General features: G+C 60.1%; 25 protein-coding genes and 1 tRNA gene. 17 read left to right on the top strand and 9 right to left on the bottom strand.

Features of this window, described 5'->3' with window-relative positions; translation table 11 throughout:
- Nucleotides 1-19: 19 nt before the first annotated feature.
- Nucleotides 20-967 (bottom strand): DUF2171 domain-containing protein, encoded by a 948-nt coding sequence (locus MRBLMA1_RS12425; RefSeq protein ID WP_363737154.1) that lies wholly within the window; start codon nt 965-967, stop codon nt 20-22.
- A 227-nt stretch (nt 968-1,194) separates the two neighbouring features.
- On the opposite strand from MRBLMA1_RS12425, the gene MRBLMA1_RS12420 reads away from it, so the two are divergent.
- A tRNA-Ala gene (locus MRBLMA1_RS12420) sits at nt 1,195-1,270 on the top strand.
- Nucleotides 1,271-1,703: 433 nt separating this feature from the next.
- Here MRBLMA1_RS12420 and MRBLMA1_RS12415 read toward each other — a convergent pair.
- A complete protein-coding gene (locus MRBLMA1_RS12415) occupies nt 1,704-2,282 on the bottom strand; it encodes a hypothetical protein (protein WP_363737153.1) in 579 nt (192 codons plus the stop codon).
- Between the two features lie 85 nt (nt 2,283-2,367).
- Here MRBLMA1_RS12415 and MRBLMA1_RS12410 point away from each other — a divergent pair, with 85 nt between their 5' ends.
- From MRBLMA1_RS12410 to MRBLMA1_RS12390, 5 genes are all read left to right on the top strand, one after another.
- On the top strand, nt 2,368-2,988 hold the full coding sequence (locus tag MRBLMA1_RS12410; protein WP_363737152.1) for a hypothetical protein: 621 nt from the start codon (nt 2,368-2,370) through the stop codon (nt 2,986-2,988).
- Nucleotides 2,989-3,176: 188 nt separating this feature from the next.
- Nucleotides 3,177-3,518, top strand: coding sequence for a type II toxin-antitoxin system RelE/ParE family toxin (locus MRBLMA1_RS12405; protein ID WP_363737151.1), 342 nt, complete (start codon nt 3,177-3,179; stop codon nt 3,516-3,518).
- Between the two features lie 4 nt (nt 3,519-3,522).
- Complete coding sequence (locus MRBLMA1_RS12400; protein ID WP_264612073.1) at nt 3,523-3,846, top strand: DNA-binding protein; 324 nt, start codon at nt 3,523-3,525, stop codon at nt 3,844-3,846.
- A gap of 105 nt (nt 3,847-3,951) precedes the next feature.
- Nucleotides 3,952-4,758, top strand: a complete 807-nt coding sequence (locus tag MRBLMA1_RS12395) for a phage Gp37/Gp68 family protein (RefSeq protein WP_363737150.1) — start codon at nt 3,952-3,954, stop codon at nt 4,756-4,758.
- Between the two features lie 9 nt (nt 4,759-4,767).
- Complete coding sequence (locus MRBLMA1_RS12390; RefSeq protein WP_363737149.1) at nt 4,768-6,018, top strand: three-Cys-motif partner protein TcmP; 1,251 nt, start codon at nt 4,768-4,770, stop codon at nt 6,016-6,018.
- On the opposite strand, the gene MRBLMA1_RS12385 is transcribed toward MRBLMA1_RS12390, so the two are convergent.
- Nucleotides 5,999-6,199 carry a hypothetical protein gene (locus MRBLMA1_RS12385; RefSeq protein ID WP_363737148.1) on the bottom strand — a complete coding sequence of 67 codons (201 nt, stop codon included), beginning with the start codon at nt 6,197-6,199 and terminating at the stop codon, nt 5,999-6,001. The two genes, MRBLMA1_RS12390 and MRBLMA1_RS12385, sit on opposite strands and share 20 nt — an antisense overlap.
- A gap of 81 nt (nt 6,200-6,280) precedes the next feature.
- On the opposite strand from MRBLMA1_RS12385, the gene MRBLMA1_RS12380 reads away from it, so the two are divergent.
- Nucleotides 6,281-6,976, top strand: a complete 696-nt coding sequence (locus tag MRBLMA1_RS12380; protein WP_363737147.1) for a hypothetical protein — start codon at nt 6,281-6,283, stop codon at nt 6,974-6,976.
- A complete protein-coding gene (locus tag MRBLMA1_RS12375; protein ID WP_363737146.1) occupies nt 6,973-7,854 on the top strand; it encodes a hypothetical protein in 882 nt (293 codons plus the stop codon). The genes MRBLMA1_RS12380 and MRBLMA1_RS12375 overlap by 4 nt, the downstream gene beginning before the upstream one ends.
- 168 nt (nt 7,855-8,022) lie before the next feature.
- Here the strand turns inward: MRBLMA1_RS12375 and MRBLMA1_RS12370 are convergent, their stop codons facing one another.
- The 3 genes from MRBLMA1_RS12370 to MRBLMA1_RS12360 all read right to left on the bottom strand — a co-directional run bounded on the left by MRBLMA1_RS12370 (nt 8,023) and on the right by MRBLMA1_RS12360 (nt 11,423).
- Nucleotides 8,023-9,528, bottom strand: a complete 1,506-nt coding sequence (locus MRBLMA1_RS12370; protein ID WP_363737145.1) for a helix-turn-helix domain-containing protein — start codon at nt 9,526-9,528, stop codon at nt 8,023-8,025.
- A 330-nt stretch (nt 9,529-9,858) separates the two neighbouring features.
- Complete coding sequence (locus MRBLMA1_RS12365; protein WP_363737144.1) at nt 9,859-10,833, bottom strand: radical SAM protein; 975 nt, start codon at nt 10,831-10,833, stop codon at nt 9,859-9,861.
- Nucleotides 10,830-11,423, bottom strand: a complete 594-nt coding sequence (locus tag MRBLMA1_RS12360) for a cysteine hydrolase family protein (RefSeq protein WP_363737143.1) — start codon at nt 11,421-11,423, stop codon at nt 10,830-10,832. The genes MRBLMA1_RS12365 and MRBLMA1_RS12360 overlap by 4 nt, the downstream gene beginning before the upstream one ends.
- 75 nt (nt 11,424-11,498) lie before the next feature.
- Here MRBLMA1_RS12360 and MRBLMA1_RS12355 point away from each other — a divergent pair, with 75 nt between their 5' ends.
- The 4 genes from MRBLMA1_RS12355 to MRBLMA1_RS12340 all read left to right on the top strand — a co-directional run bounded on the left by MRBLMA1_RS12355 (nt 11,499) and on the right by MRBLMA1_RS12340 (nt 14,709).
- A complete protein-coding gene (locus MRBLMA1_RS12355; RefSeq protein ID WP_363737142.1) occupies nt 11,499-12,233 on the top strand; it encodes an NUDIX hydrolase in 735 nt (244 codons plus the stop codon).
- A gap of 55 nt (nt 12,234-12,288) precedes the next feature.
- Nucleotides 12,289-12,429 (top strand): hypothetical protein, encoded by a 141-nt coding sequence (locus MRBLMA1_RS12350; RefSeq protein WP_363737141.1) that lies wholly within the window; start codon nt 12,289-12,291, stop codon nt 12,427-12,429.
- An 8-nt stretch (nt 12,430-12,437) separates the two neighbouring features.
- Nucleotides 12,438-13,742 (top strand): nicotinate phosphoribosyltransferase, encoded by a 1,305-nt coding sequence (gene pncB / locus MRBLMA1_RS12345; RefSeq protein WP_363737140.1) that lies wholly within the window; start codon nt 12,438-12,440, stop codon nt 13,740-13,742.
- A gap of 394 nt (nt 13,743-14,136) precedes the next feature.
- Nucleotides 14,137-14,709, top strand: a complete 573-nt coding sequence (locus MRBLMA1_RS12340) for a hypothetical protein (protein WP_363737139.1) — start codon at nt 14,137-14,139, stop codon at nt 14,707-14,709.
- 71 nt (nt 14,710-14,780) lie between these two features.
- On the opposite strand, the gene MRBLMA1_RS12335 is transcribed toward MRBLMA1_RS12340, so the two are convergent.
- Complete coding sequence (locus tag MRBLMA1_RS12335) at nt 14,781-14,966, bottom strand: hypothetical protein (protein WP_192670121.1); 186 nt, start codon at nt 14,964-14,966, stop codon at nt 14,781-14,783.
- 287 nt (nt 14,967-15,253) lie between these two features.
- On the opposite strand from MRBLMA1_RS12335, the gene MRBLMA1_RS12330 reads away from it, so the two are divergent.
- Nucleotides 15,254-15,547 (top strand): hypothetical protein, encoded by a 294-nt coding sequence (locus MRBLMA1_RS12330; RefSeq protein WP_363737138.1) that lies wholly within the window; start codon nt 15,254-15,256, stop codon nt 15,545-15,547.
- A gap of 584 nt (nt 15,548-16,131) precedes the next feature.
- On the top strand, nt 16,132-16,341 hold the full coding sequence (locus tag MRBLMA1_RS12325) for a hypothetical protein (protein WP_267252537.1): 210 nt from the start codon (nt 16,132-16,134) through the stop codon (nt 16,339-16,341).
- A gap of 731 nt (nt 16,342-17,072) precedes the next feature.
- Here MRBLMA1_RS12325 and MRBLMA1_RS12320 read toward each other — a convergent pair.
- Nucleotides 17,073-17,309, bottom strand: a complete 237-nt coding sequence (locus MRBLMA1_RS12320; RefSeq protein ID WP_363737137.1) for a hypothetical protein — start codon at nt 17,307-17,309, stop codon at nt 17,073-17,075.
- Between the two features lie 570 nt (nt 17,310-17,879).
- Nucleotides 17,880-18,086, bottom strand: a complete 207-nt coding sequence (locus tag MRBLMA1_RS12315) for a helix-turn-helix transcriptional regulator (RefSeq protein WP_363737136.1) — start codon at nt 18,084-18,086, stop codon at nt 17,880-17,882.
- Nucleotides 18,087-18,612: 526 nt separating this feature from the next.
- Between MRBLMA1_RS12315 and MRBLMA1_RS12310 the strand changes: the two genes are divergently transcribed.
- From MRBLMA1_RS12310 to MRBLMA1_RS12300, 3 genes are all read left to right on the top strand, one after another.
- Nucleotides 18,613-20,358 (top strand): ParB/RepB/Spo0J family partition protein, encoded by a 1,746-nt coding sequence (locus MRBLMA1_RS12310; protein ID WP_363737135.1) that lies wholly within the window; start codon nt 18,613-18,615, stop codon nt 20,356-20,358.
- 50 nt (nt 20,359-20,408) lie between these two features.
- Nucleotides 20,409-20,651, top strand: a complete 243-nt coding sequence (locus MRBLMA1_RS12305; RefSeq protein ID WP_363737134.1) for a sigma-70 region 4 domain-containing protein — start codon at nt 20,409-20,411, stop codon at nt 20,649-20,651.
- 70 nt (nt 20,652-20,721) lie between these two features.
- The gene (locus MRBLMA1_RS12300) at nt 20,722-21,651 is read left to right on the top strand and encodes a HEPN domain-containing protein (protein ID WP_363737133.1); all 930 of its coding nucleotides are present in this window, start codon (nt 20,722-20,724) and stop codon (nt 21,649-21,651) included.
- The last annotated feature ends 3 nt before the right edge of the window (nt 21,652-21,654 follow it).

Raw genomic sequence — 21,654 nt, 5'->3', positions numbered from 1 at the left:
CCTTCATTTTTTCTGACCTTTATCGGTAGCGACCTTTTTCGAAGCTCGTGCCGCCAGCGCCGCTATATCGGTCATTGGCGTCATCGCCCTGCGACCCGAACATCGCCTGCTGCTCGCGCTCCGTCCGCCAGGCGGTCTGTGCCTGTTCCGCCGTCTTTTCCAGCGTCACTTTCTGCGCATCGACCGACCTGATCCAGGATGACGGGATCGAATGATGGACGCCGCCGGATTCCTGGTCACTCTTGGTCAGGACGATGCGGTCGCCGCGCAGCTTGTCGACCGTGCCGACATGCTCGCCATCACTGCCGACAACTTCCATATGCTCGCGCACCTGCTGCACGGCCTCGCGCTGTTCGCCGCGGCGGGTGCGCCAGGTGCCGAACTCATTGTTGAACCGTTCGCGGTTCTCGCGCTGATATTCGGCATAATCGCGATCCAGCTCGTCGATCCGCTGCTGGCGCCAGGCATGGTAATTGGCGTCGTGATGCTCGCCATAATCATGGTTCACACCGAAGGCGCGCACCCGATAGCCATGATCCTCGCTGCCAAAGCCGCTGCGTTCGCCGGTATAGGGCGCATAACCGCGATTGGGCAGATAGCGGCTCGCGTTGGAGGCCGAGGCATAGCCGATCCGGCTGCTCTGGTCGCGCGGATCGCCATAGGGGCGGTTGTAATAATCGTCATATTCGCGACGGCGTTCCGCATCCTCGTCACCGAACCAGCTGCGGATTTCGTCGCCCGCACGGTCGAAGAAGCCGCGCTCTTCCGGATCATAATCGTCGGGCAGGCGCCGGTCGCGCGACCCGCCATATCCGGAACCCGTTCCGCCGAACTGGCCGCGCGTGCCATATTGATAGCCGCGATCGTCCCGCCAGTCGCGCCGCGCGCGGTAACGGTCGGAATCGCGGTCCCAGTCCGTCCAGTTACGATCGCCGTCACCATAGCGACGTCCGCCTTGGTAACCCATTGTCCGTCTCCTTGTCTGCTTTTGCACGACGCCCATTCGGCCGCCGTCACCGCACCAATGAGCATGAAGCTGCATCGTTCCGGGCGTTACGCAGGAGTAATGTCCCGCCTTTGCCCCGGCATAGCTATTGAGCGTGACCTGGGCAGACCGTTCGCAGCCGCCCCAATTTTGCGCAAAAAGACCGTTGCATGGCCGCAATCGCTCGCTTATAGGCAGCGCTCCTTTACGGGGCCGTAGCTCAGCTGGGAGAGCGCGTCGTTCGCAATGACGAGGTCAGGGGTTCGATCCCCCTCGGCTCCACCATTCAACCCCAAAAATGTGGTTTGAATGGTGGATTTTTCCCCCGATGGCCAAAATCGTCCCTCACGTCACTGAGCTTTTATGAGTGCTTTTGAAGCGACGTGGCGGTTTTCCTAGGGGTCTGGATCTGGGGAGTAAGAAAACACAGCCAATTTTGCTAGCTAATTTCGACCCTTTCCTGGCCGCTCAGCGGCAAAATTTCGCTCACCGGCAGCGGACATTTCATTGCCGCGTGCGGGCCGGTCATCATGTCCGCTTTGTTGGACAGTCCCGAATGTCTCCTTTGGAGCGCAGATCGAGATAGGTGGACGTTCCCGGGATCAGACCGAACGAAAACCTTGCGACCGCAAGGCCTTCATCTTTGCCGTTCCGCGCGCTGATAACCAATTTCATAAGCAGTCATCTTTGGCCGGAGCACTAGCGGGCCGGTAATTTCTTAGGCAGGCCCGGCTACTATCGGAACCCCTTGATTCGGAGCGATGATACGATCATGAACCAACCCCGCACGACCGAGATTGGGACGCAATTCGGTCAAGACTTCATACAGCGATGACGCGAGCTGGGCGACGCCCGACATGTCGGTCTCATGCGTACCTTCCAACTCGTAAGCGTAGCGGTGCTTAACGAACAGATCCGCATATCCCGGCAAGTCCTCAGATAGTGTCCGATGATAGCGTTGCTTATAACGGGCAGCGACCGTCGCCTGCGTATCGGCTGTGAGGCGACCGTAGAGATCACTGTGATCGTGGCCGTGGAGATCCTTACCAGTCTTGCCTTCAATGGTGAGCAGCGCCTTGAGGTAAATCTCGACGGCGAACGCAAGCAATACGAGGGCCGGCGGGAACAGAAAGGTCTGGCCGTCTCCCCGCAATTCGAGGCAACGCAAAGCGCATTCGTGATAGTTCCGGCCGTGATCAAACATCCGGTCCGTCATCGGCACAGGACCGCGCTCACGCACGCGGGCTTCCATCCACTCTCGTATGTGGTCAGGAATTCCCGAACGGCCGAGGGTCATGAGGGCACCATCATCGCAGCGGAGGCTACACTTGGTTCCGAGCAGGGCGACAGCAAAAAATTGGTAGCGTTGGTGGCTGCGGAGCATGCGCTATGCTCATGGCATGAATGTCGCCGATCAGCTGCCCCGGATATTCCAAGCCAATATCGATCGCCTCTATCGCCGGGTGATCGTCGTGACGCTGGATCAGCTTCCGGCACACAACCCGCCTGTGGTGGGGGAAACGAGCAGCATGGACGAATTCTTGGCCCGATGCGCGGCCCAGGTTGACAACCACACGGCCAATGAAGCTGCCAAGGCGTTTGCGCTAACCCTGGACGGCTTGTTCGAGCGCCAGTTGTGCCGTTGGGCTCATGCTCATGGCGAGCAAGCCGGCAGCATGGAGACGGCGCTTCCCGCTTGCGTGCGGATTGGTGGCCTCGATCTGGCGGCAACGGGTATGGCAGATGACCTCAAGGAGTTGCATCTGGTCGCCAATGTGGTCCGTCATGGCGAAGGTCGGTCATGCAAGGAACTGCAGGCGATTGCGCCACTGCTTTGGGACAGCACGTCGCTCGACTATTACGATCTGGCGCCCGCACCGACGCCGGTCAGCGAAATGCTCCGGATTCGGGCGGGCGATATCCTGCGCTACGCGCGCGGGATTGGACGGTTCTGGGGCCATTTAGACCCGTTGCCCATGGCGGTGCTCGATCCACCTTATTAGTCACGGATTGCAGAACGGCGGTTGGCAGGGCGGCGAGCTTCATTGCTCCGTCGAATGCCTCCAAATCCCAGCCTGCTGAGATACGCGCTGGCCCCGCCGATAGGCATTGGCTACTTGCGATGCCTTGAGGGACCGTCAGAGCCTACTGGACAGGCGGTAACGTATATGTTACTGATCGGATCGTTGGGATGATCGTTCAAGAGTATATTCGGGAGGATGGTTCAAATCCGTTTGGGTCCTGGTTTGGCGATCTCGATCCGCAAGCGGCGGCGAAAGTCGCCACGGCGACATTGCGATTGGAGATGGGCAATACCTCGAACGTCAAATGGATCGGCGGCGGGCTGGGCGAGTATCGGATCGATTGGGGACCAGGCTATCGCCTCTACCTCGCTCAGGACGGTGATACCCTCATCATTCTGTTCGTAGGTGGAACGAAGAAGCGGCAACAGGCCGATATCGACCGGGCCGGCGCGCTACTGGCAGAATACAAGGCCCGAAAGGCGGCTGCGAAGCCACCGGGCAGGAGATGACGACATGGAACTGACCCGCGATTTCAAGGAGACGGTGAAGGAGCGCGCGGCGCGTGACCCTGCCTTCGCCAAGGCCATGCTCGATGAAGCGGCGACGCTGTTTCTCAATGGCGAACCCCATACTGCGCGCCTCATCTTGCGGGATCTTGTGAACGCTTCGGTGGGCTTCGAGACGCTTGCCGTCGAAACCAATAAGCCCAGCAAGAGCCTTCATCGGATGCTCTCCGAAAAAGGCAATCCGAGCATGGATAACCTCGCCGCGATCTTTGGTGCCGTCCGCAAACGGCTCGGCGTCGATATCCAGGCTCACGCGGTCGAAGCGGCATGAATATCGCCGTTTCAACGTGTTCCCATTATGTTCCAGGTGGTATAAAGGCCGCGCGACGGGCAATCGGCGCACGAATCCAGGCCCGGACTGTGCAGCGAGAACGGCATGGCTGAAACGCAGATTGAATGGACGGACGCCACTTGGAATCCAGTCGCCGGCTGCTCGATCATCAGCGCCGGATGCACGAACTGCTACGCCATGGAGATGGCGAAGCGGCTCGAAGCGATGCGGATGGAAAAATATGCCGGACTGACCCGGCGAAGCGGCAAGCGCACCATCTGGAGCGGCGTCGTCCGGGAAGATCAGGCGTCGCTCGCCATTCCCCTGCGCTGGAAAAAATCGCGCAAGATATTCGTCAATTCAATGAGCGACCTGTTCCACGAACAGGTGAGCGATGCCTTCATCCTTGAGGTGTGGCGGGTCATGCGCGAGACTCCGCACCACAATTACCAGATTCTCACCAAACGCCCCGAGCGCATGGCATCCATCGTCTCGACCCAAATCCAGGATATCCTGCCCAATGTATGGTTGGGCACTAGCGTCGAAGATGCTGATGTTGTGAGCAGGATCGATCATCTTCGAACGGTGCCAGCAGCCATTCGCTTCCTGTCGTTCGAACCATTGATCGGTCCCGTCGGAGATGTCGATCTGTCCGATATCCATTGGGCCATCGTGGGCGGCGAGAGCGGCCGATCGGCCCGGCCGATCCGGGAGGAGTGGATCGACCAGATCCATCACCAGTGCACAGAATACGAAACTGCTTTTTTCTTCAAGCAATGGGGAACGTCGGGCAAAGACAACAAGCGCCGGTCGAAGAAGGCCAACGGCAGAGAATATCGCGGACAAACCTGGGATGAGATGCCGTCCGCCTTTGTGGGTGCCATGGGATCACAAGGGGAACGGCGTTGCTAAGGGGGCACGATGGCGGAAAAGCCGTATGAGTGGGCTGATGGTGCGACGCTGGAAGATCATTCGCGGCGCAAGCACAAGATACTTCGGGAGTATTTCTCCGAGTATCTGACTGTCCGCTGCCAGCTCCCCAAACAGGAACGGTTCCGGTTAGCGATCGTCGACGGGTTTGCCGGTGGCGGCCGCTATCAGTGCGGCACCGCCGGCTCGCCTCTGATCTTCGTTAAGGAACTGAAGCGGGCGATTGAGACGGTCAACGTCCAGCGCGCTGCGCAAGGCTTGGGGCTGATCGAGATCGAATGCTTACTGATCCTGAACGATCATAATCGAGACGCGATCGAGGCGCTCAAGGCGAACATCGCGCCTCTGCAGGCGGAGATCGTGGAGAATGTCCCCAAACTGCATCTGCGTATTGCGTACATGACCGAAGCGTTCGAGGTCGTTTATCCGCAGATGAAGGCGCTGCTCGACCAAGGCCGCTATCGCAACGTCCTCTTCAACCTCGACCAGTGCGGTCACAGCCATGTTCAGCGCCAGACGCTGCTCGACATCATGCGATCCTATCATTCGGTCGAGATATTCTACACCTTCGCGATCGAGGCCCTGGTGTCTTTCCTGCAGAAGTCTGACCCGGTCCAGCTAGCAGCCCAGCTTCGGCCCTTCGATATCGATGCCACCAATCTGGGCACGCTCAATGGCGCGATGAGCAAGAGCAATTGGCTCGGCGCAGCTGAGCGATTGGTGTTCGAAACCTTCCGGACCTGCGCCCCCTTCGTCAGCCCGTTCTCGATCAATAATCCCGATGGGTGGCGATATTGGCTGATTCACTTCGGCAATTTCTACCGCGCTCGTCAGGTCTATAACAACATCCTGCATGGGAACAGCAGTGCCCAAGCGCATTTCGGCCGCTCGGGGCTCAACATGCTGAGCTACGACCCGAGCCACGAAGATGGGTCGCTATATCTCTTCGATCTCTCCGGCCGCGAGGCGGCGAAGACGCAGCTTCTGACAGACATCCCCAAGCTGATTTCTGGGTCCGGTGACGTCATTGGCGTGGGCGACTTTTACGAGAGCATCTACAACACGACGCCGGCGCATACGGATGACGTGCACAGCGCGATTATCGAGAATCCCGATGTCGAGGTCATAACGCCCGCTGGCGGTGAGCGGCGCAAGGCGAACACCATCGCCATCGGAGACATGCTCAAGCTCAAGCCGCAGACGAGTTTCTACCCGATGTTCCTCAGAGAGCCGCGGAAATGAGGGCGACTCCATGACAAGCATCATCGCCCGCACTGTCCGGCCCGTCCATTTCGAGGATTTTGGCGGGCAGGATTTTGAGCGTCTGGTCTTCGCCTATCATCTGCGCGCAGGTTGGAGCGATCTCGCATGGCATGGCCAGACCGGCAGTGACCTCGGTCGCGACATTGTCGGGATCGAACATTTCGAAGATTGGCAACCTCGCAGCACCGTGATCCAGTGCGTCAACCGCGCGAGCCTCACCGAAGCGAAGGCCACACGTGACATGGAAAAGGCGTGCCGCGCTCCGAGCGGCGTGCCTGACGCCTTCAAATTTGTTTGTCGGGGCGCCGTTTCCAGCGATCAGCGCGATCGTGTAAAATCAGCCGGTCGTAAGCTCGGCATTCAGATCGTCGATATCTGGTCAGGGGTGGAGTTCGAAGAAGCGCTCCGGCTGCGTGCGGAATTTCTGCTTCAGCGTTTCGTCGAGGGTGTCGTTTTCCCAGACGCCGAGAGCGAGCTGCGCCGTTTCGTCGATGACTTTCCCGAATTGTCCGATGAGGACACCCTGCGGATCATGGCCGCGGTGTTCGAGCGGCCAGCCTTCCGAACACCCTTCCAGGCTGAAAGCTCTCTACCCGCCTTTCAGCAGGCGATCGAGGATACGATCGGCGCGCTCAATACCGGGATCTGGCGAACACGGGACGGAACGGAAATTCGCCGATTGCCGTCGCTGCACACCCTGCGAGATGCCGGAACGCGGGCAAAAATGACGAAAGTCGTGCGCGAGCTCGACGAGATTCGCCGAGTCTTCAAACACCACCTGGCCGATCAGAGCATTCGGCACTGTTCCTGCGACGATCCAAACTGCCCTGTTTTCATGGTCGATCATAGCGCCGCCCGCGCCTTGGACGAGGCCCGCACCAAGGCATTGAGGACATTCCGCCGAGCCTGGCCGTCCTTCGATGTCTCGGTCGCATGACGACCTGGACCGATCGGGATCTCCTGCGGCTCGACGTTGAGTTCGCCCAAGCCGGCGTTGCCATGCATGCGCGCCCCATGCGTGCCGCGATGGCGATCCTCGGGAGCGGCTTCGTCATGGGAGTCCTCGGCAATCCGGATGTCGACCGGGTCATGGAGGATTATCGCCGGCTGTTTCCGCAGGTCGATGAGGCATGGCCTGGGAAGGGCGTCGGTCTCGCGGCTTCCGTGGACACCGTCCGCAAGGTGACGGTCGCCGTGGTATTCGGGACGTGTTCGGTCTCGATTCATCAGAGTCTAGACTTTCAGTCGCACGAAGAATGGGTTCGTTGGTGCCGAGGTGATGCAGCTATTGCGGCCTGCAGCGCCTTCGCGTTCGCAGACCTCTACGATTTGACCTACGGCATCGACGGCGGGAAAGTTCAGCCGCCGTCCGAACTTTGGCGCATGGCGCTGTCGAACCTCGAGGACGTCGCCAACATCCTGGCGAGCGGTTTCAGCGTGGATTCCGTCGTGCAGCCCATCTGCCTGACCGCCGAACTGTCGATGAAAGCTGCCCTCATCGATCTTGGTGTGGATGCTAAGGCGCTGGCCAAGCGTGACGTGGGACATAATCATGAAGAGCTGGCACGAAGATTGGCAGCGCTTAGTCCCCATCGTGACGATTCCATCGTCGCCGCGGTTGCAGCCGCTCTCCCGGACTATGTGCAGAGCCGTTATGCGGCCTCAGGGCTGACGAGGCTTTCGGTCGTAAAGCTTGCGCTTGGCGTGCAATTTATCGCGGCATCGGCCTGTCGCAGGATTGGGAACCAGGATTTTGCGGCCAATCTGGAGCGGGACCAATGGCCAGGCCCACGCAGTCACGCATTCTACAGCTGACGAAGATCGCGTAGCCGCTCTGTTCACTGATTGAATAAGCAACTAATCCCGCTCCGTTTCGGTGCGCGCGGTTGTTTGGACCAGTTCCGGCAGCCAATCGAGCTGGCCCATTTGCGGTTGCGATAATCATCGACTGAAGACGTGCGAGCCAGTCTCTTGATACTCCACTCAGCGGCGACCGCCGGTGAGAAACTTGCGGACATAGTCGGCACCGACTTCCCACTCGTAAAGCCGGAAAATGGGTCCAATGAGCGCGGCAACCACCTCGGGCAATTCCGCGGTGAGGGCCGCGACCCCGACTTCGATCACGACACGTCTGCCATTCTCTCGGCTCGACCGCTCGATGCTGAAGTAGGCACCGACAGCTGTCTCATCGATTTGCCGGCCGGCAAGTCCCAAATAATCGACCATGAGCTCGCACCTCGTCGCATCCGGAAAGTGGCCTGCCAGCGCGCCGACGAATGCGACCCGTTCGGCGGTCATATCCACTTGGAAGCTAGGGGCGAGGCGCTCACCTGGCGGCCACGGGCGCGATCGCCGCTGCGCGAGTGTCTCGGTGACCCAAGGATTGTCCTCACCCATTCCCGCTACCTCCACACCGAGCCCATCGTCCCGGACGAACCATTCGGCGGGTAGTAAATATTCCTTACCCTTGGCGGTTTGTTGCGCCGCATAGGCTTCCCGACCCTCTGCAAGGATGACCCCGGGCTTGCTCTCGCCCGAATGCCCGCGCTCGAACGCTCCACTTCCGCCACGGCTCATGCTCGCCGAGGCCGACGATGCTTCCCGCAACGCGCTGTCCAGCGCTGTGAGCGGGAGCGGCGCAGGCGCGTCACCTGCGTCATCGGTCAGCCGAAAACCGAACGCGACCCGATTGCCTGCCATGGCGACCGGCCAGTCGGCGTCCGCTGCGGTCGCCGCCGCTGTCCACCGCTCGAGCGCCCAATCCGCCTGTCGCAGCAGCGGGGCCGCCGAATCGGCGGTGGGCTGCGGCCGATCGAACAGCTGCCCGATTGAGGTCAGGAGCGAGGTTCGATCCGTCATTACGCATCGCCGGAGTACCTCTCTCCAGAGTTCGGGAGAGTCGATCGGCACCGACTGCGGCCCAGGCGCCCGCACATAATGGACGCCCTTGTTGATCCCCTGTGGCCTACCCTTGGCATCCTGGGGACCATCGGTCTTGGCGCACACCGGCACCGCCCCATGCGACGGCACCCGGACCACTGGGTAGGAGAGGCCGGACGCCGCGGTCACGCGATGCACTTCGCAATGCGGCTGCGGCTCAAGGTATTTCGCTCCGATCCCATTGATCGCGTCTTGGCCATAGGCAGCAAGGTCCCCCGGATGGGGATGGCTCGGTACGCCGTCATCTTCGAAGCCGAAGACCAACCACCCCCCGCCTGCATTTGCCAACGCGCAAATGTGACGTGCAATCTTCGCCCTCTCGACATTCTCGGTAAGCGGCATGAAATTCTTGTATTCGACATCGGGCGCTTCGATCCGACGTTCGACGAGATCGGCGAGCAAGTTCTGGTCTGGAGGTACGCGGGATGCCATTACCGCTCGATAGCTCAATTTTGGTGGTGGCACGAGCATGTGGTTCGTGCGGCGATAGTCCTTGAGCTCTCGTCCACAGAACTCGTGGCACCGGTCGATTATGAGATCGAGCGACAAAGGCGCTACGCTGTTTCGGTCATTGGGCTGACGGACATAGACGGTTACCCTATTCGGGTTCGCAGCGTGATTGTGTGCCGCGATGGAGAGCTCTTCGACCTATTTCGGCCCCGGCTTGCCCGGTTGGCACTAAGAAAGACTGAAGGTCCGCTCCTGATCGAATCTTTCGTTCGCCGCCGCCGCTTGGAAGGGCGGCTGAGTGCCTAGTTGTGGTAGCTCGCTGCCGCCCGCCAGAGGAATGAACGAAAGGCAGGTTTTAGGTAGTCGTCTCGGGTGGACGAATGTCGGCTATGTCGGCGCTTGCAGTCAAATGAGTTCGCCCGGACGGATTCATGCTAGCAGCGGTTCGAACTTGGCAAACTGCTGGGTACTGGGGCAATCGGCGCAGTCGCGAGCCGGCCGCACGCGCTGGTGCAACTGCAATTGGCGCGGCAGAGCCTGAAGATCCGCGACACTACGAAGATCATCAACTGAAACGCCGAAATGCTCTGGCGCAAAGCTACATGGCGCGATGCGGCCGGCTTCGTCTATAAACAGGAAGGTTTCTGCTACCCGGCAATCGGCGACGGACAGTGGTCGCCCCGCGACCGTGTCGGCGAACCGCTCCAGATAAGCAGTCCCGCCGACCAACGTTGTTCCCATCTGGCCGAGCTCGATGCGCAGCCGGGGCACCTCAGCCACCAGTTGCGCGACATCGTCGGGGCGTAGGCGATGGTTGGGATAGAATTCGGGTCTATCGCGCCCGCCCAACTGATTGAAGCTGATTTCGTCGACTCCCCAGCCTGCGAGTATTCGGCACAATGTGGCAAAACCATCGATGTTGTCGCGCATCAGCACGATGTTGGCGCGCACTTTGAGCCCCGCGCCCGCGGCGTCCCGCTCACCTGTCAGCGCCGGGACGCTCTGCGCGAGCTTGTCGAATGCGCCGCGCCAGCCGCGCATGGCATCATGGAAGCTGGGCATGCCATCGATACTAATCGTGACCTCCCTGTAGCGCTGCACAAGCTCCGCTCGCACGCGCGGCGCACCCAAGCGGGTCCCGTTGGTGGTCAGGCTAAGTCCAATGCCTTGGCTGGCCGCGTGCTTGTCCAGCTCGGCACGCGGCGCCCACAACAACGGCTCGCCGCCGAGCCAGCTCAACAGCACCGGACGTCCGGTTTCGCTCCGCCACGCACCGAGCAGGTCGATGAGCCGCGCCACCTGCTTCGGATTCGCCTCTTCCCGCGGTAAGCTCAGGCGCTTGTCATAGGCGCAGAAGGGACACGCCAGATTGCAGTGATTAGAGACGCGCCACAGGACAATCATGCCGCCGCCTCCAACCGAACCGGCGCGCCCGCAAAATCATCGGCGATGACTTGTTCGATCGGTCGCCTGATACCGCGGGTAAGTCGCGTCGGCACTTCGACCGGGAATCCACGTGCGAGGAGGCCCTCGATTGCCCAGCGTATGCAATAGTCGGCAGCGACGCCGATCACCGTCACTTCGTTGACGCCCCGCGCCTTCAGCTCCGCAAAGAAGGCGTCCCGCGCAATCTGCTCATCTGTGGCGACCACCGCAATCGTGAGGTCGGGCTCGGCCCACATGTCAAACATGCCCTTTTCGAGGCGATAGACCGGCATGGCAGGATCGATCGCGTCTGGATCGAGCACATTCTTCCATCCCGGCGTGCCCTTCTCGCAATGTGGTGGAAACTCTTCGGCCTCTGTCGAGGCTGCATAGATAGCAGGCACGTGCGTGTCCGCAGTGAAGAGCACGCCAGCCACGTCTTCGGAACGTAGGCCCGCGAGCCATGCTTTCATTGGTTGTACGATCGCCTCCGCTCCACCCACCGGCAGTGCCCCGTCGGCGGCCACGAAATCCCGCTGCATGTCCACGACGATCACGAAACGCTTCATGGCTCATCTCCTTGGCATTTGACATATGTGCACTTCGCACATAAGTAAAGCGCATAACGCATATAAGGTGGAGCAATGGACGAAGCTGCCTTTCTCGAAAACTACGATCCTGCGGCGTATGAACGCCCGTCAGTCGCGGTAGATCTGATCTTGATGAGCGTGGTCGATGGCGCGCCTGCCGTGTTGCTCACGCGACGCGACCAACACCCGTTTGCGGGGGCATGGGCGCTGCCCGGCGGCTTTGTCGGGATCGGTGAGAGCCTCGACGAAGCGGCGCATCGTATCCTTGTCGAGAAGGCGCGGATGTCGGATGCCTATGTCGAGCAGCTCTACACGTTCGGGGCAGTCGATCGTGACCCGCGGACGCGGATCATCAGCGTGGCCTATTTCGCGCTCCTCCCGGCGGACCGCTTCGCGGCCGCGTTGAAGTCCGCCCCGGAGCTGGCGCTCGCAGAACTCAACGTACCATGGCCCGGCGAGATAGGCGGCCCCATCGAGGCGCGTATCGGTGACGGCGATCCGCTGCAACTGGCGTTCGATCACGGTGAGATGCTCAGCCTCGCGGTGCAGCGCCTGCGCGGGAAGCTCGACTATTCCGGGATCGCCTTCGCGCTCCTGCCCGAGCGTTTCACGTTGCGCGCTTTGCAGGACATCTACGAAGCCATCCTCGACACCAAGCTCAACAAGCCTGCCTTCCGTCGCCGCATGCTCGACCGCGGCTGGCTGGAAGCGACGGGCGAGCGCGAAACCGGCGCGTCGTTCCGACCGGCCGAACTCTATTGCTACCGTCAAGCAAAAGGGGAACAATGATCGCGCACGTCCGCAATTTCGGTTTCATCGCGCAGCAGGCAAGCTCCCCGGCGAAATGATCGAGGTCACCTTGCGGATGAACGATGGCGGCGTGATCTTTGCGGACGGCATGGAACAGGACTTTCTGGTGTTCGACTGGGGCCGCCGCGTATCCGTGGCTCTCGCTGCCCATGCTCTTCACCTCGTAACTGGCTAGGATCGACCATGCCCGTCACCGATATCGCGACTCGTGTCTATAATCATGGCTGGCGGCTCGATCCGGTCGTGCGAAGCCTGCTCGACACCGACTTCTACAAGCTGCTGATGCTGCAGATGATCCGGCATCTGCATCCAGACGTGCAGGCGACCTTCTCGCTGATCAATCGCAGCAAGTCGGTGCGATTGGCGGACGTGATCGACGAGACGGAGCTGCGCGAGCAACTTGACCATGCGCGTACGGTCCGCTTCTCAAAGAAGGAGTTGATCTGGCTCGCGGGCAACAGCTTCTACGGCAAGCAGCGCATGTTCGCGCCCGATTTCATCGGATGGCTGGCCGATTTCCAGCTGCCCGACTATGAGTTGCGCAAGGTCGACGGCCAGTTCGAACTGCAGTTCGAGGGGCCGTGGACGCATACGACGATGTGGGAGATCCCGGCGCTTGCCATCATCAACGAGCTACGTTCGCGTGTCGCGCTCAGGGGTAAGGGCCGCTTCGAGCTCGACGTGCTCTACGCCCGCGCCAAGGCCAAGCTCTGGGAAAAGGTGGAACGGATGCGCCAGCGTCCTGACCTGGTGATTTCAGATTTCGGCACCCGCCGCCGCCACAGCTTCCTCTGGCAACGCTGGTGCGTTGAAGCGCTCAAGGAGGGTTTGGGCACGCGCTTCATCGGCAGCTCGAACGTGTTGCTAGCGATGGACAATGACCTAGAGGCGATCGGCACCAACGCCCACGAGCTGCCAATGGTGCTGGCGGCTCTCGCCGATGATGATGCCGGCGTCGCGGCCTCGCCCTATCGGATGCTAGAGGAATGGCAGGCACACTATGACGGTAACCTGCTTATCGCGCTCCCGGATGCTTTCGGCACTACCGCGTTTCTGCGCGACGCCCCCGATTGGCTCGCCGACTGGACCGGCTTCCGTCCGGACTCCATGCCCCCGATCCGGGGCGGCGAGCAGATCATTGCCTGGTGGGAGGCGCATGGCCGCGATCCTCGCACCAAGCTGCTGATCTTCTCCGATGGGATGGATGTCGACAGCATCGAAGCGACGTATCGTCACTTCCATGATCGGGTGCGGATGAGCTTCGGCTGGGGCACCAACCTCACCAACGACTTTCGAGGCTGCGATCCCGATGGCAGGCACGAGCTGCGGTCGATCTCGCTCGTGGCCAAGGTGACTAGCGCCAACGGGCGTCCAGCCGTGAAGCTCTCCGACAATCCTTCCAAGGCGACCGGCGATCCTGCTGAAATCGAGCGCTACCTGAGGATCTTCGGGCAAGATGGTCGAGTACAACAGGCCGTCGCAGTTTAATCAGCCTCCGGGCGACGCCCCAAGTTATTTGAACTCGACCTGCGGGGTGAGGTGGTCGCGACGATCGTCTGCGATGAGGCCTGTTGGCAGCAACAAGTATCTGGGCTCTGGGATAGCCGCCATTGGTTTGGAGGATGAACGAATGGCGCCTTGTAGGACCGTAGGCGGATCACCGAAACGGCGGCTATGTTGGCGCGTGCTGCCCGGCAGCTGGCCGTCTCTAAACCGGAAGGTCGCCAATTGAGCGGGCCGCTTGCGAACCAGCGCCGCCGATGGCTGGCGAGGGTGGATGGCGGAAGGGCGGCTTTGGATCAAATTTGCCTAAAAGCAGAACCTTATCTTTAAAGAAAATTAGGCAGAATTGGTTAGGCGCTTCCGTAAGGGAGATATGTGTATGCGCCAGATGGCAGTGCTGGGTATTATGGGACTCTTAGTTGCTAGCCCTTCGCAGGCGCAGGCAGCGGGCACCGCCGACCTTGCTACGCGGTTTTTTAACGCTATTCCCGATGTTTGCTTTCAAACGGCGCGAGGGAAGCCGCCAACACAGGAGACTGCGGCGAGCCTTCTCCTCGAAAGTACGTCAGAAGTCCCCCCAACGGTGAAGGCCCATTTCAATCGGGTTCCCACATGGTTTCGACTGAAGGCGCAGCCAGACGAAGTTTTTATCGGGGTCGGGGACAGTCCGGGAGCCTGTCATGTGGTGTTGGCTAACACAAAGCAGACGGTGGAAGTTCGCACCAAGGTTGCCGCACTTTTGAAGGCTGGTGGATTCCAGGTTGTCCACGAAAACACCATCCCCGGCTCAGACATTGACATGCTTTTCGTTTCAAAAGCACCCGATGGCTACATGCTCATTTCGCTCCAGGCTCCCCGAAACGTAGTGCAGGATGGGATAGGGGATCAAGGAGCCGTTCATGTCAAACTTATGCCAGCGGCCATGTTTGAATCGATGTTTTCGAAGCGTTGAGATGTCCGGTTTCAGGGTTTCTGGAAACATCACGCAATGACCAAGAATGGTCGGCAGCCGCCGTTGAAACGCTAGTCGTCTTCTCCGCGAAAAAGAGCATCGACGTCTTCAGGCCGCATCCGCTTTAGCTTTTCATCAAGCTTGCGATCAAAGCCGCGATCGTTCGGCTCCTCGCCTTTTTGCGCCTTCCGCCCGATCTGCCGCAGGTAGTGGGCAGTCGCTTCGGTCAGGCGTAGCTTCTTCTGACGTACTTTCATGGACCGGAAAATATCACGAAGGGGAACGTCCGCAATCGGCAAGTCCGCGAAGCGACGGAAGCGGCAAAAAATGGTCGCGTGCCGCTGGGCGGCTTTCCTCGCCTGAACCGGCCCAGCGGCTTACAGGCGGCACGCGGTGATCCGCAGGACGGGAACGACGATGCTGGGTGGTTAGCGGAAGGTCGGGTTTTGGAAGCGTGACCGGCGATAGTTGTCGCTGCGCGGAAAAAACATTCGGCAACAATCGCCCACTTGCGGACAATCGCGCATAATGCTCATAGTTTCACATGATCGGTAAGCTAACACGACGCACGATGATTCTGGTGTGGCTTGTAGGCTATCTTTGGTCCGTCCCGCTGGCCATGTTTGTAAGCAGCGCCTTGGATTGGCAGTATGACGGCAATTTGGGCTGGTGGATCGTGGCGGCCTATACTTCACCGATCCTTTTGTTGACGGAGCCGTTGCGTGGTTTTGTCCCGAATGACATGCTGGCGGTCGGATACTTTACATGTTTGCTCGTTCTGACCCTAGCCGCAGCGCGATTTGTGCGATTGAACCGCATCGAGCCGGACGGAAGCTAACCACCACGATTTCGTCATCCGGCGTCCGACGTGCCAGCCGAAAGAGTGGCCGGTTTCAGCGATGCCGACGATCTGACGGAGTGACCAAGAATGGTCGACTGCGGCGCGGCGGCTTCCTCTACGAGGGAAGGGCAGCTTTCCCGATTCGTTGCCAGTAACCCGCGATCCTGAGATCGGCCAAGGGCGCCATAATTTGCCGTGTGCATGAACGGCCGGTTTCGACGGTGAGGCGAAGCGCCACAAACGTCGGCTATTCAGGCGCGTGCTGCCCGGCAGCTGGCCGTCTCTAAACCGGAAGGTCGCCAATTGAGCGGGCCGCTTGCGAACCAGCGCCGCCGATGGCTGGCGAGGGGTGGTTTGCAGCCTGTCGGCTTTCGGAGCATAAAGGGGGCGATCAGACACAAGAGGCCCAATCACAAATGTTTTGGGAAGCGAACCCATGGAAGGCGGGATTTTTGCGATCACGTTCTATGAAGAAGGGGTATCGCGAACGCGCAAGCTGGCCACTTACTTGGCGGCGCGCAGGCCTAAACGACTGGCCAGCGATATCTGCACTCGGAGACGACCACGATTGGGCGCGAAAGATGGGAACGGGTTTCATTGCCGAGTTTGGCGATGAAGTTTTATTTTTGATTGATCGGGATTGGTTCGGCTGGCCTGATCCGCCCCAGTGGGGACTGGCATCGTTTTATGCAGCTAGTGGTGAGTGGAAGCTGTGGGGTAATTTCTCAGATTTGCCTTCTGCGTGGACTGTTCCTGAACCGTTATATGGGCCGGAACAAACTCCCGCTTAGTCCGGTTCTGGAACAGGTTATTTGCAATCAAATGGCAAATACTGGTCGTAATCAGGCTGGCGGCTTACGCCTCGCTTGTGGCAACAGCCTGATCAGGATGACGCCGACAAAGGTTGCGCCTATGGCTACCTTGCCGTCATGTTCGCCAAAAATACGCCATCCGGCATAAGAGCTTGCAGACGCCAAGAGAAGCACAGCGACAAACGCACCAGCGATAATGCGTTCTAAGATATTCGGCGGCCGCTTAACCCATTCATACTCGCTCATAGGCAAGGTTATGCCGGTGCATCGTCATTGACGCAATGTCCGCTAACCGGAAATTGTGATGCGGATTTGAGCGGCAAAAACTGGTCGACTGCGGCGCGGCGGCTTCCTCTACGAGGGAAGGGCAGCTTTCCCGATTCGTTGCCAGTAACCCGCGATCCTGAGATCGGCCAAGGGCGCCATAATTTGCCGTGTGCATGAACGGCCGGTTTCGACGGTGAGGCGAAGCGCCACAAACGTCGGCTATGTTGGCGATCCCGGCGTATGAAGAGCCGGCAATTTTCAAGCACTCAGGGAATCTGGCTTCGAATTTGCTGAGCAATGGCCGCGACCTTCGCGCCGATTTGCTGAGCTGTCGCGTTCTGTTGCCAGGTGGACTGGATGGTGACCAATTGAGCTCTCTCAAGTGCTGCGAACCCCTGGAGGACCGGCATGCCCGCGCGTGGCGCGCTACACGCGGTGATAATTTAGTCGAGGTGGTGGGGGTATAGAGCGTCTATGTTCTCCTTGATGATCTGCGCACTGTCACCTGAGCTTGCGATCCCGATGCCAAATTTGGTTGTACCAAGCTTGAGATACGTGATCATAAAAATATCCGCAGGGCTGTTGATTGTGAGGCCGCAGCCTAGAAGCTTCGCTGCTTCGTGAATTGCGGACGTTTTACCAGATCCCTTCTTCCCTTCGACAACGATCAGCTTTTGCACTCTTTTACTCCCGTCTTCACCAATGCGTAGTATTGCGTCGACCAAGCGGTTGCAATTCTTTCCGGGAAGTCGAGGGCGGTGAGAAAGTCGATGATCAGGATCGCACTCTTTGCGCTTTGCCCGCTCGAAGGCCGCTGAGGGCGCATGCGGCATAAATCGACCGGTGAGCGTCTCGTAAGGCGAAATTTGACCGTCTCCGCACCGCATACGGCCGCTCCACGACACCTGAATGAGGGGTAGCTATCGACGCTTCGACCGGGGCCCGAGAACGACCGCTAAATCGGCGCGAACGGACGTCGGCCCGCTCTCGGGCGCCGGTCGAATTCGACGCTGTCGCGTTCCGAACTCGACTGTCGCAAATATCCCAAGCGCGGCCGGGACGCATGTCGGCATGTGATTATCAACGATGTGCACGCACCCGAAGGAAAGTTGCCCCGCCGGAGCAAGCTCAACGGCGGGGACGAGTTCAAGGTAGTTGCCGCACTCAAGGGGAAAGAGCGGTGAGAATAATGTAGGCCGAGCCAGTGCCGACACAATGCCAACTGGCACCAAAACGGACTGAATGCGGGGTCAACCATCCTCGACGCTATAAAACATGGGATTTTTGAGCCAGTCGTTGATGGCGGACTCACGCCATCCCATGCAGCGGGTGGCAATGCGCACCTGTCTGGGAAAGGTGCCATCCGCCACCTTGCGATAGAGGGTGGCCCGGCTGAGCCCGGTGCGGTCGAGCACGGTGTTGAGGCGGAGGATGCGGTCGGGGAACTGAGCGGTCATAGCAAATTCCTGTATGCTGCGATGCGGTTTGCTTGCCCCTGAGCATCAGGATTGTGAGCGGCATTGGCTGCGTCAAGCCCATGAGAATCAGGGCGTTGGGTCAAATCGGGCCATGGCGGACCATGTCGGTTCACGGCGGGCCAGATCGTATGCAGAAAAATTTTGCCGATGGATTTTGCGGCCATCGGCGATGCGGCTGTGGAGCCTTTTCAGGTGGGAAGGAGCTGCGGAGCGCGCTGAAGATCAGCGCGCAAGTTGCCCGATTCGGGCTTGGGGCGGCCCGTTGGTCCGTATGCGGTCATCGCGCTGTGCGCGCTGGCGTTGGCCTCCGGCGTCGATCTGGCGGGGGGAGCGTCGCTTGCCCTTAGGCCCGTCGCGCCGGGCAACAACTCAGGCTGCGCCTGAGTGCTCCATTCCATTGCGCCCCTGCGGGTGCAGCCCGGCTCCCTCGACGGGCCTTTGGGTCGCTCCTGCCGCTCCCCCCGCCATCCGGCGCCGGTTGCGGTGTTTTGAAGGAGTGAAGGAAATGGAACTCAAGCATATCGACATCGCCCATCTGTCCATCTCGCCTGCCAATATGCGGGCCAAGGGCAAGACCCCTGATCTGGCCAATATCCTGCCCTCCGTGCGGGCGCGGGGTGTGCTGGTGCCGCTGATCGTACGGCAGAATGGGAGTCTTGACAGCTACGAGATCGTCGCGGGCAAGCGGCGTTACCAAGCGGCGCTGACCATTGCACAGGAAAGCGGTGAAGCCGAAGCCCTGCCATGCGCAATCATGGAAGCAGGCGACGATGCGGCGGCGCTGGAAGCCTCGCTGATCGAGAATGTGGCCCGGCTCGATCCGGACGAAGTGACGCGATGGGAAAGTTTCACCCGGCTGGTGCGCGAAGGGCGGAACGTGGAGGATATAGCCCTTACCTTCGGTCTTACCGAATTGCAGGTGAAGCGGACGCTGGCCTTGGGCAATCTCCTGCCTCGCATCCGTAATCTCTATCGCCAGAATGAGATCGATGCCGCGACCGTTCGGCATCTGACCCTGCTGTCCAAGGTCCGGCAGCGTGAGTGGCTGGCTCTGCTGGACGATCCGGAAGCATATTGCCCAACCGGCTCCCGGTTGAAAGCGTGGGCCTGCGGTGGTGCATCCGTCCCGGTCAGCGCAGCCCTGTTCGATCTGGCCAGCTTTCCGGGCAACATCGTGTCTGACCTCTTCGGAGAGGAGCGCTACTTTGCCGATGCGTCCATATTCTGGACCTCACAGGAGGCGGCCATTGTCGAGCGGGCCGACGCCTATCGCGAAGCCGGATGGCAGGATGTCGTCATCCTTCCCGTTGGCGAACCCTTCCATAGCTGGGATCATGAACGCACCCCCAAGCGCAAGGGCGGCAAGGTCTTCATTGCTGTGGGATCACGCGGCGATGTCACTTTCCATGAGGGCTATCTGACGATCAGAGAGGCGCGGAAACAGGCAGCGGGTGAGACTGTGACCGAAAAGCCGGTGCGCCCCGAAATCGGTCCTGCCATCCGCAACTATGTGGACCTTCATCGTCATGCCGTCGTGCGGGCGGCGGTGGCTGGCTCCCCGTCGCTGGCCCTGCGCCTGATGGTGGCCCATGCTATCGTGGGATCATCGTTGTGGCGGGTATCGGTCGAACCGCAGCGGGCGGTGAACGAGGCGGTTGCCGAAAACATCGAGACGAGCATTTCTGAAACGGCGTTCGATGCGCGGCGGCGGGCGGTGCTGGCGCTGCTCGGCTTCGATCCCGACACCTCGACCGTCACCGGCGGCTATGAAAGCGATCATGGCGTGGCAAGCCTGTTCGTCCGCCTGGCATCCCTGTCCGACGAGGCAGTGCAGGAGGTGCTGGCTATCGTCATGGCCGAAACGCTGGAAGCAGGTAGTACCCTTGTCGATCTGCTGGGCCTGCATCTTGGCATCGACATGCGTGAGGCATGGACCTGCGACGATGCCCTGCTCGACCAGTTGCGCGACCGGGAAGTGCTGGACGACATCCTGACCGAGGTTGCGGGTGAGGAAGCGGTAGCCGCTAACCGAGGGGCAATCGGCAAGGTCAAGCGGCAGATCATCCGCGATTGCCTGATCGGTGAGAATGGCCGGGCGAAAGTCGAAGGCTGGGTGCCCCGCTGGATGGTGTTTCCGCCCACGGCCTACACCGAGCGCGGTGGTGTCCCCACAGTTGAGCGCAGCGTATTGCTGGCCGATCTGGTCGCATCCCTCGCGCCGCAACCGTCCCCGCTGGCCCAGGCAGCCTGATTCGACCGGCGGCAGCAATGCCGCCGGTTTTTCCTGTCGGGAGAATTCCGATGAACGACAGCAACGATCCGGCCCTGATCGCGCGGCTGGAGGATGCGGTGCTTCGCTTGCCCCGTATCCAGCGCGATATCTTTCTGGCCATCCGGCTTGATGCCCTGAGCTATGCCGAAATTGCCGAACGAACAGGTCTTTCCAACCGGCAGGTCGAACGGCTCTTCGCTCAGGCTCTCGCCAATTTCCGCCGCAATCTGGGCGATCCAGCGCGGCATCGCTGGCGGCGCTGGTTTCGCTGACAAGACTGCCTCGCCCGGTTCGTGCCGGGCGAGGTTGGCGCATCGCTCTCTCCTCGCTAGGATCAACCCCATGAAAACCGGTCTCGATCATCTTCCTGCCAACAAGCAGCGTGAGCTGGAGCGGATCATCCAGATCATCTTCGAGGAGTTTGAGGATGCCTTTTCCCTGTCGCGCCACGAGTGGAAGAAGGCAGGCCGCATCCAGAAGATTCTGCTCTACGGCAGCTACGCGCGCGGCACATGGGTTGACGAACCGCACACCGCCAAGGGCTACCAGTCCGACTATGATCTGCTCATCATCGTCAGCGACAAGCGGCTCACGGACCGCGTCAAATATTGGGCCAAGCTCGATGACCGGCTGATCCGCGAATATAGCATTACCGGCACCATCAAGACCCCGGTCAATTTCATCGTCCACACCCTTGACGAGGTGAATGACGGCCTTGCCCATGGCCGCTATTTTTTCATGGACGTCGCGAAGGACGGCATCGCCCTTTACGAGTCAGAAGACAGCGAGCTTTTCGAGCCCAAGCCCAAGACGTCACATGCGGCGCTGGAGATGGCGAAGGAATATTTTGAAGAGTGGATGCCAAACGCTTCCGGTATGCTTGAAACTGCGCGTTTCAGTCAGCAGCAAGGTCGGTTAAAGGACGCAGCATTCCTTTTACACCAAGCGGCCGAACGACTCTACAATTGCGTTCTTCTTACGTGCACATTCCATACGCCACACAGTCACAATCTGGCGTTCCTGCGGACACAGGCCGAACGGATCGACCGGCGGCTCTGCCATGTCTGGCCGCGCGACAATCGCCAGCAGCGCGGACGGTTCGAGAAGCTGAAGGAAGCCTATGTGAAGGCGAGATACGCCAAGCATTACCGCATTACCGAGGAAGAACTGGCGTGGCTCGGCGAACAGGTCGAGGAACTCGGCCGCGTGGTACACGCTATCTGTTCCGAACGTATAGCCCAACTTGAAGCAACCGCGCGTCAGGCGGGGTGATAG

This window comes from Sphingobium sp. LMA1-1-1.1 (assembly GCF_040676365.1).
Classification (GTDB): Bacteria; Pseudomonadota; Alphaproteobacteria; order Sphingomonadales; family Sphingomonadaceae; genus Sphingobium.
The sequence above is the reverse complement of the archived record's forward strand: the minus strand, read 5'-3'. Positions and strand labels throughout refer to the sequence as shown.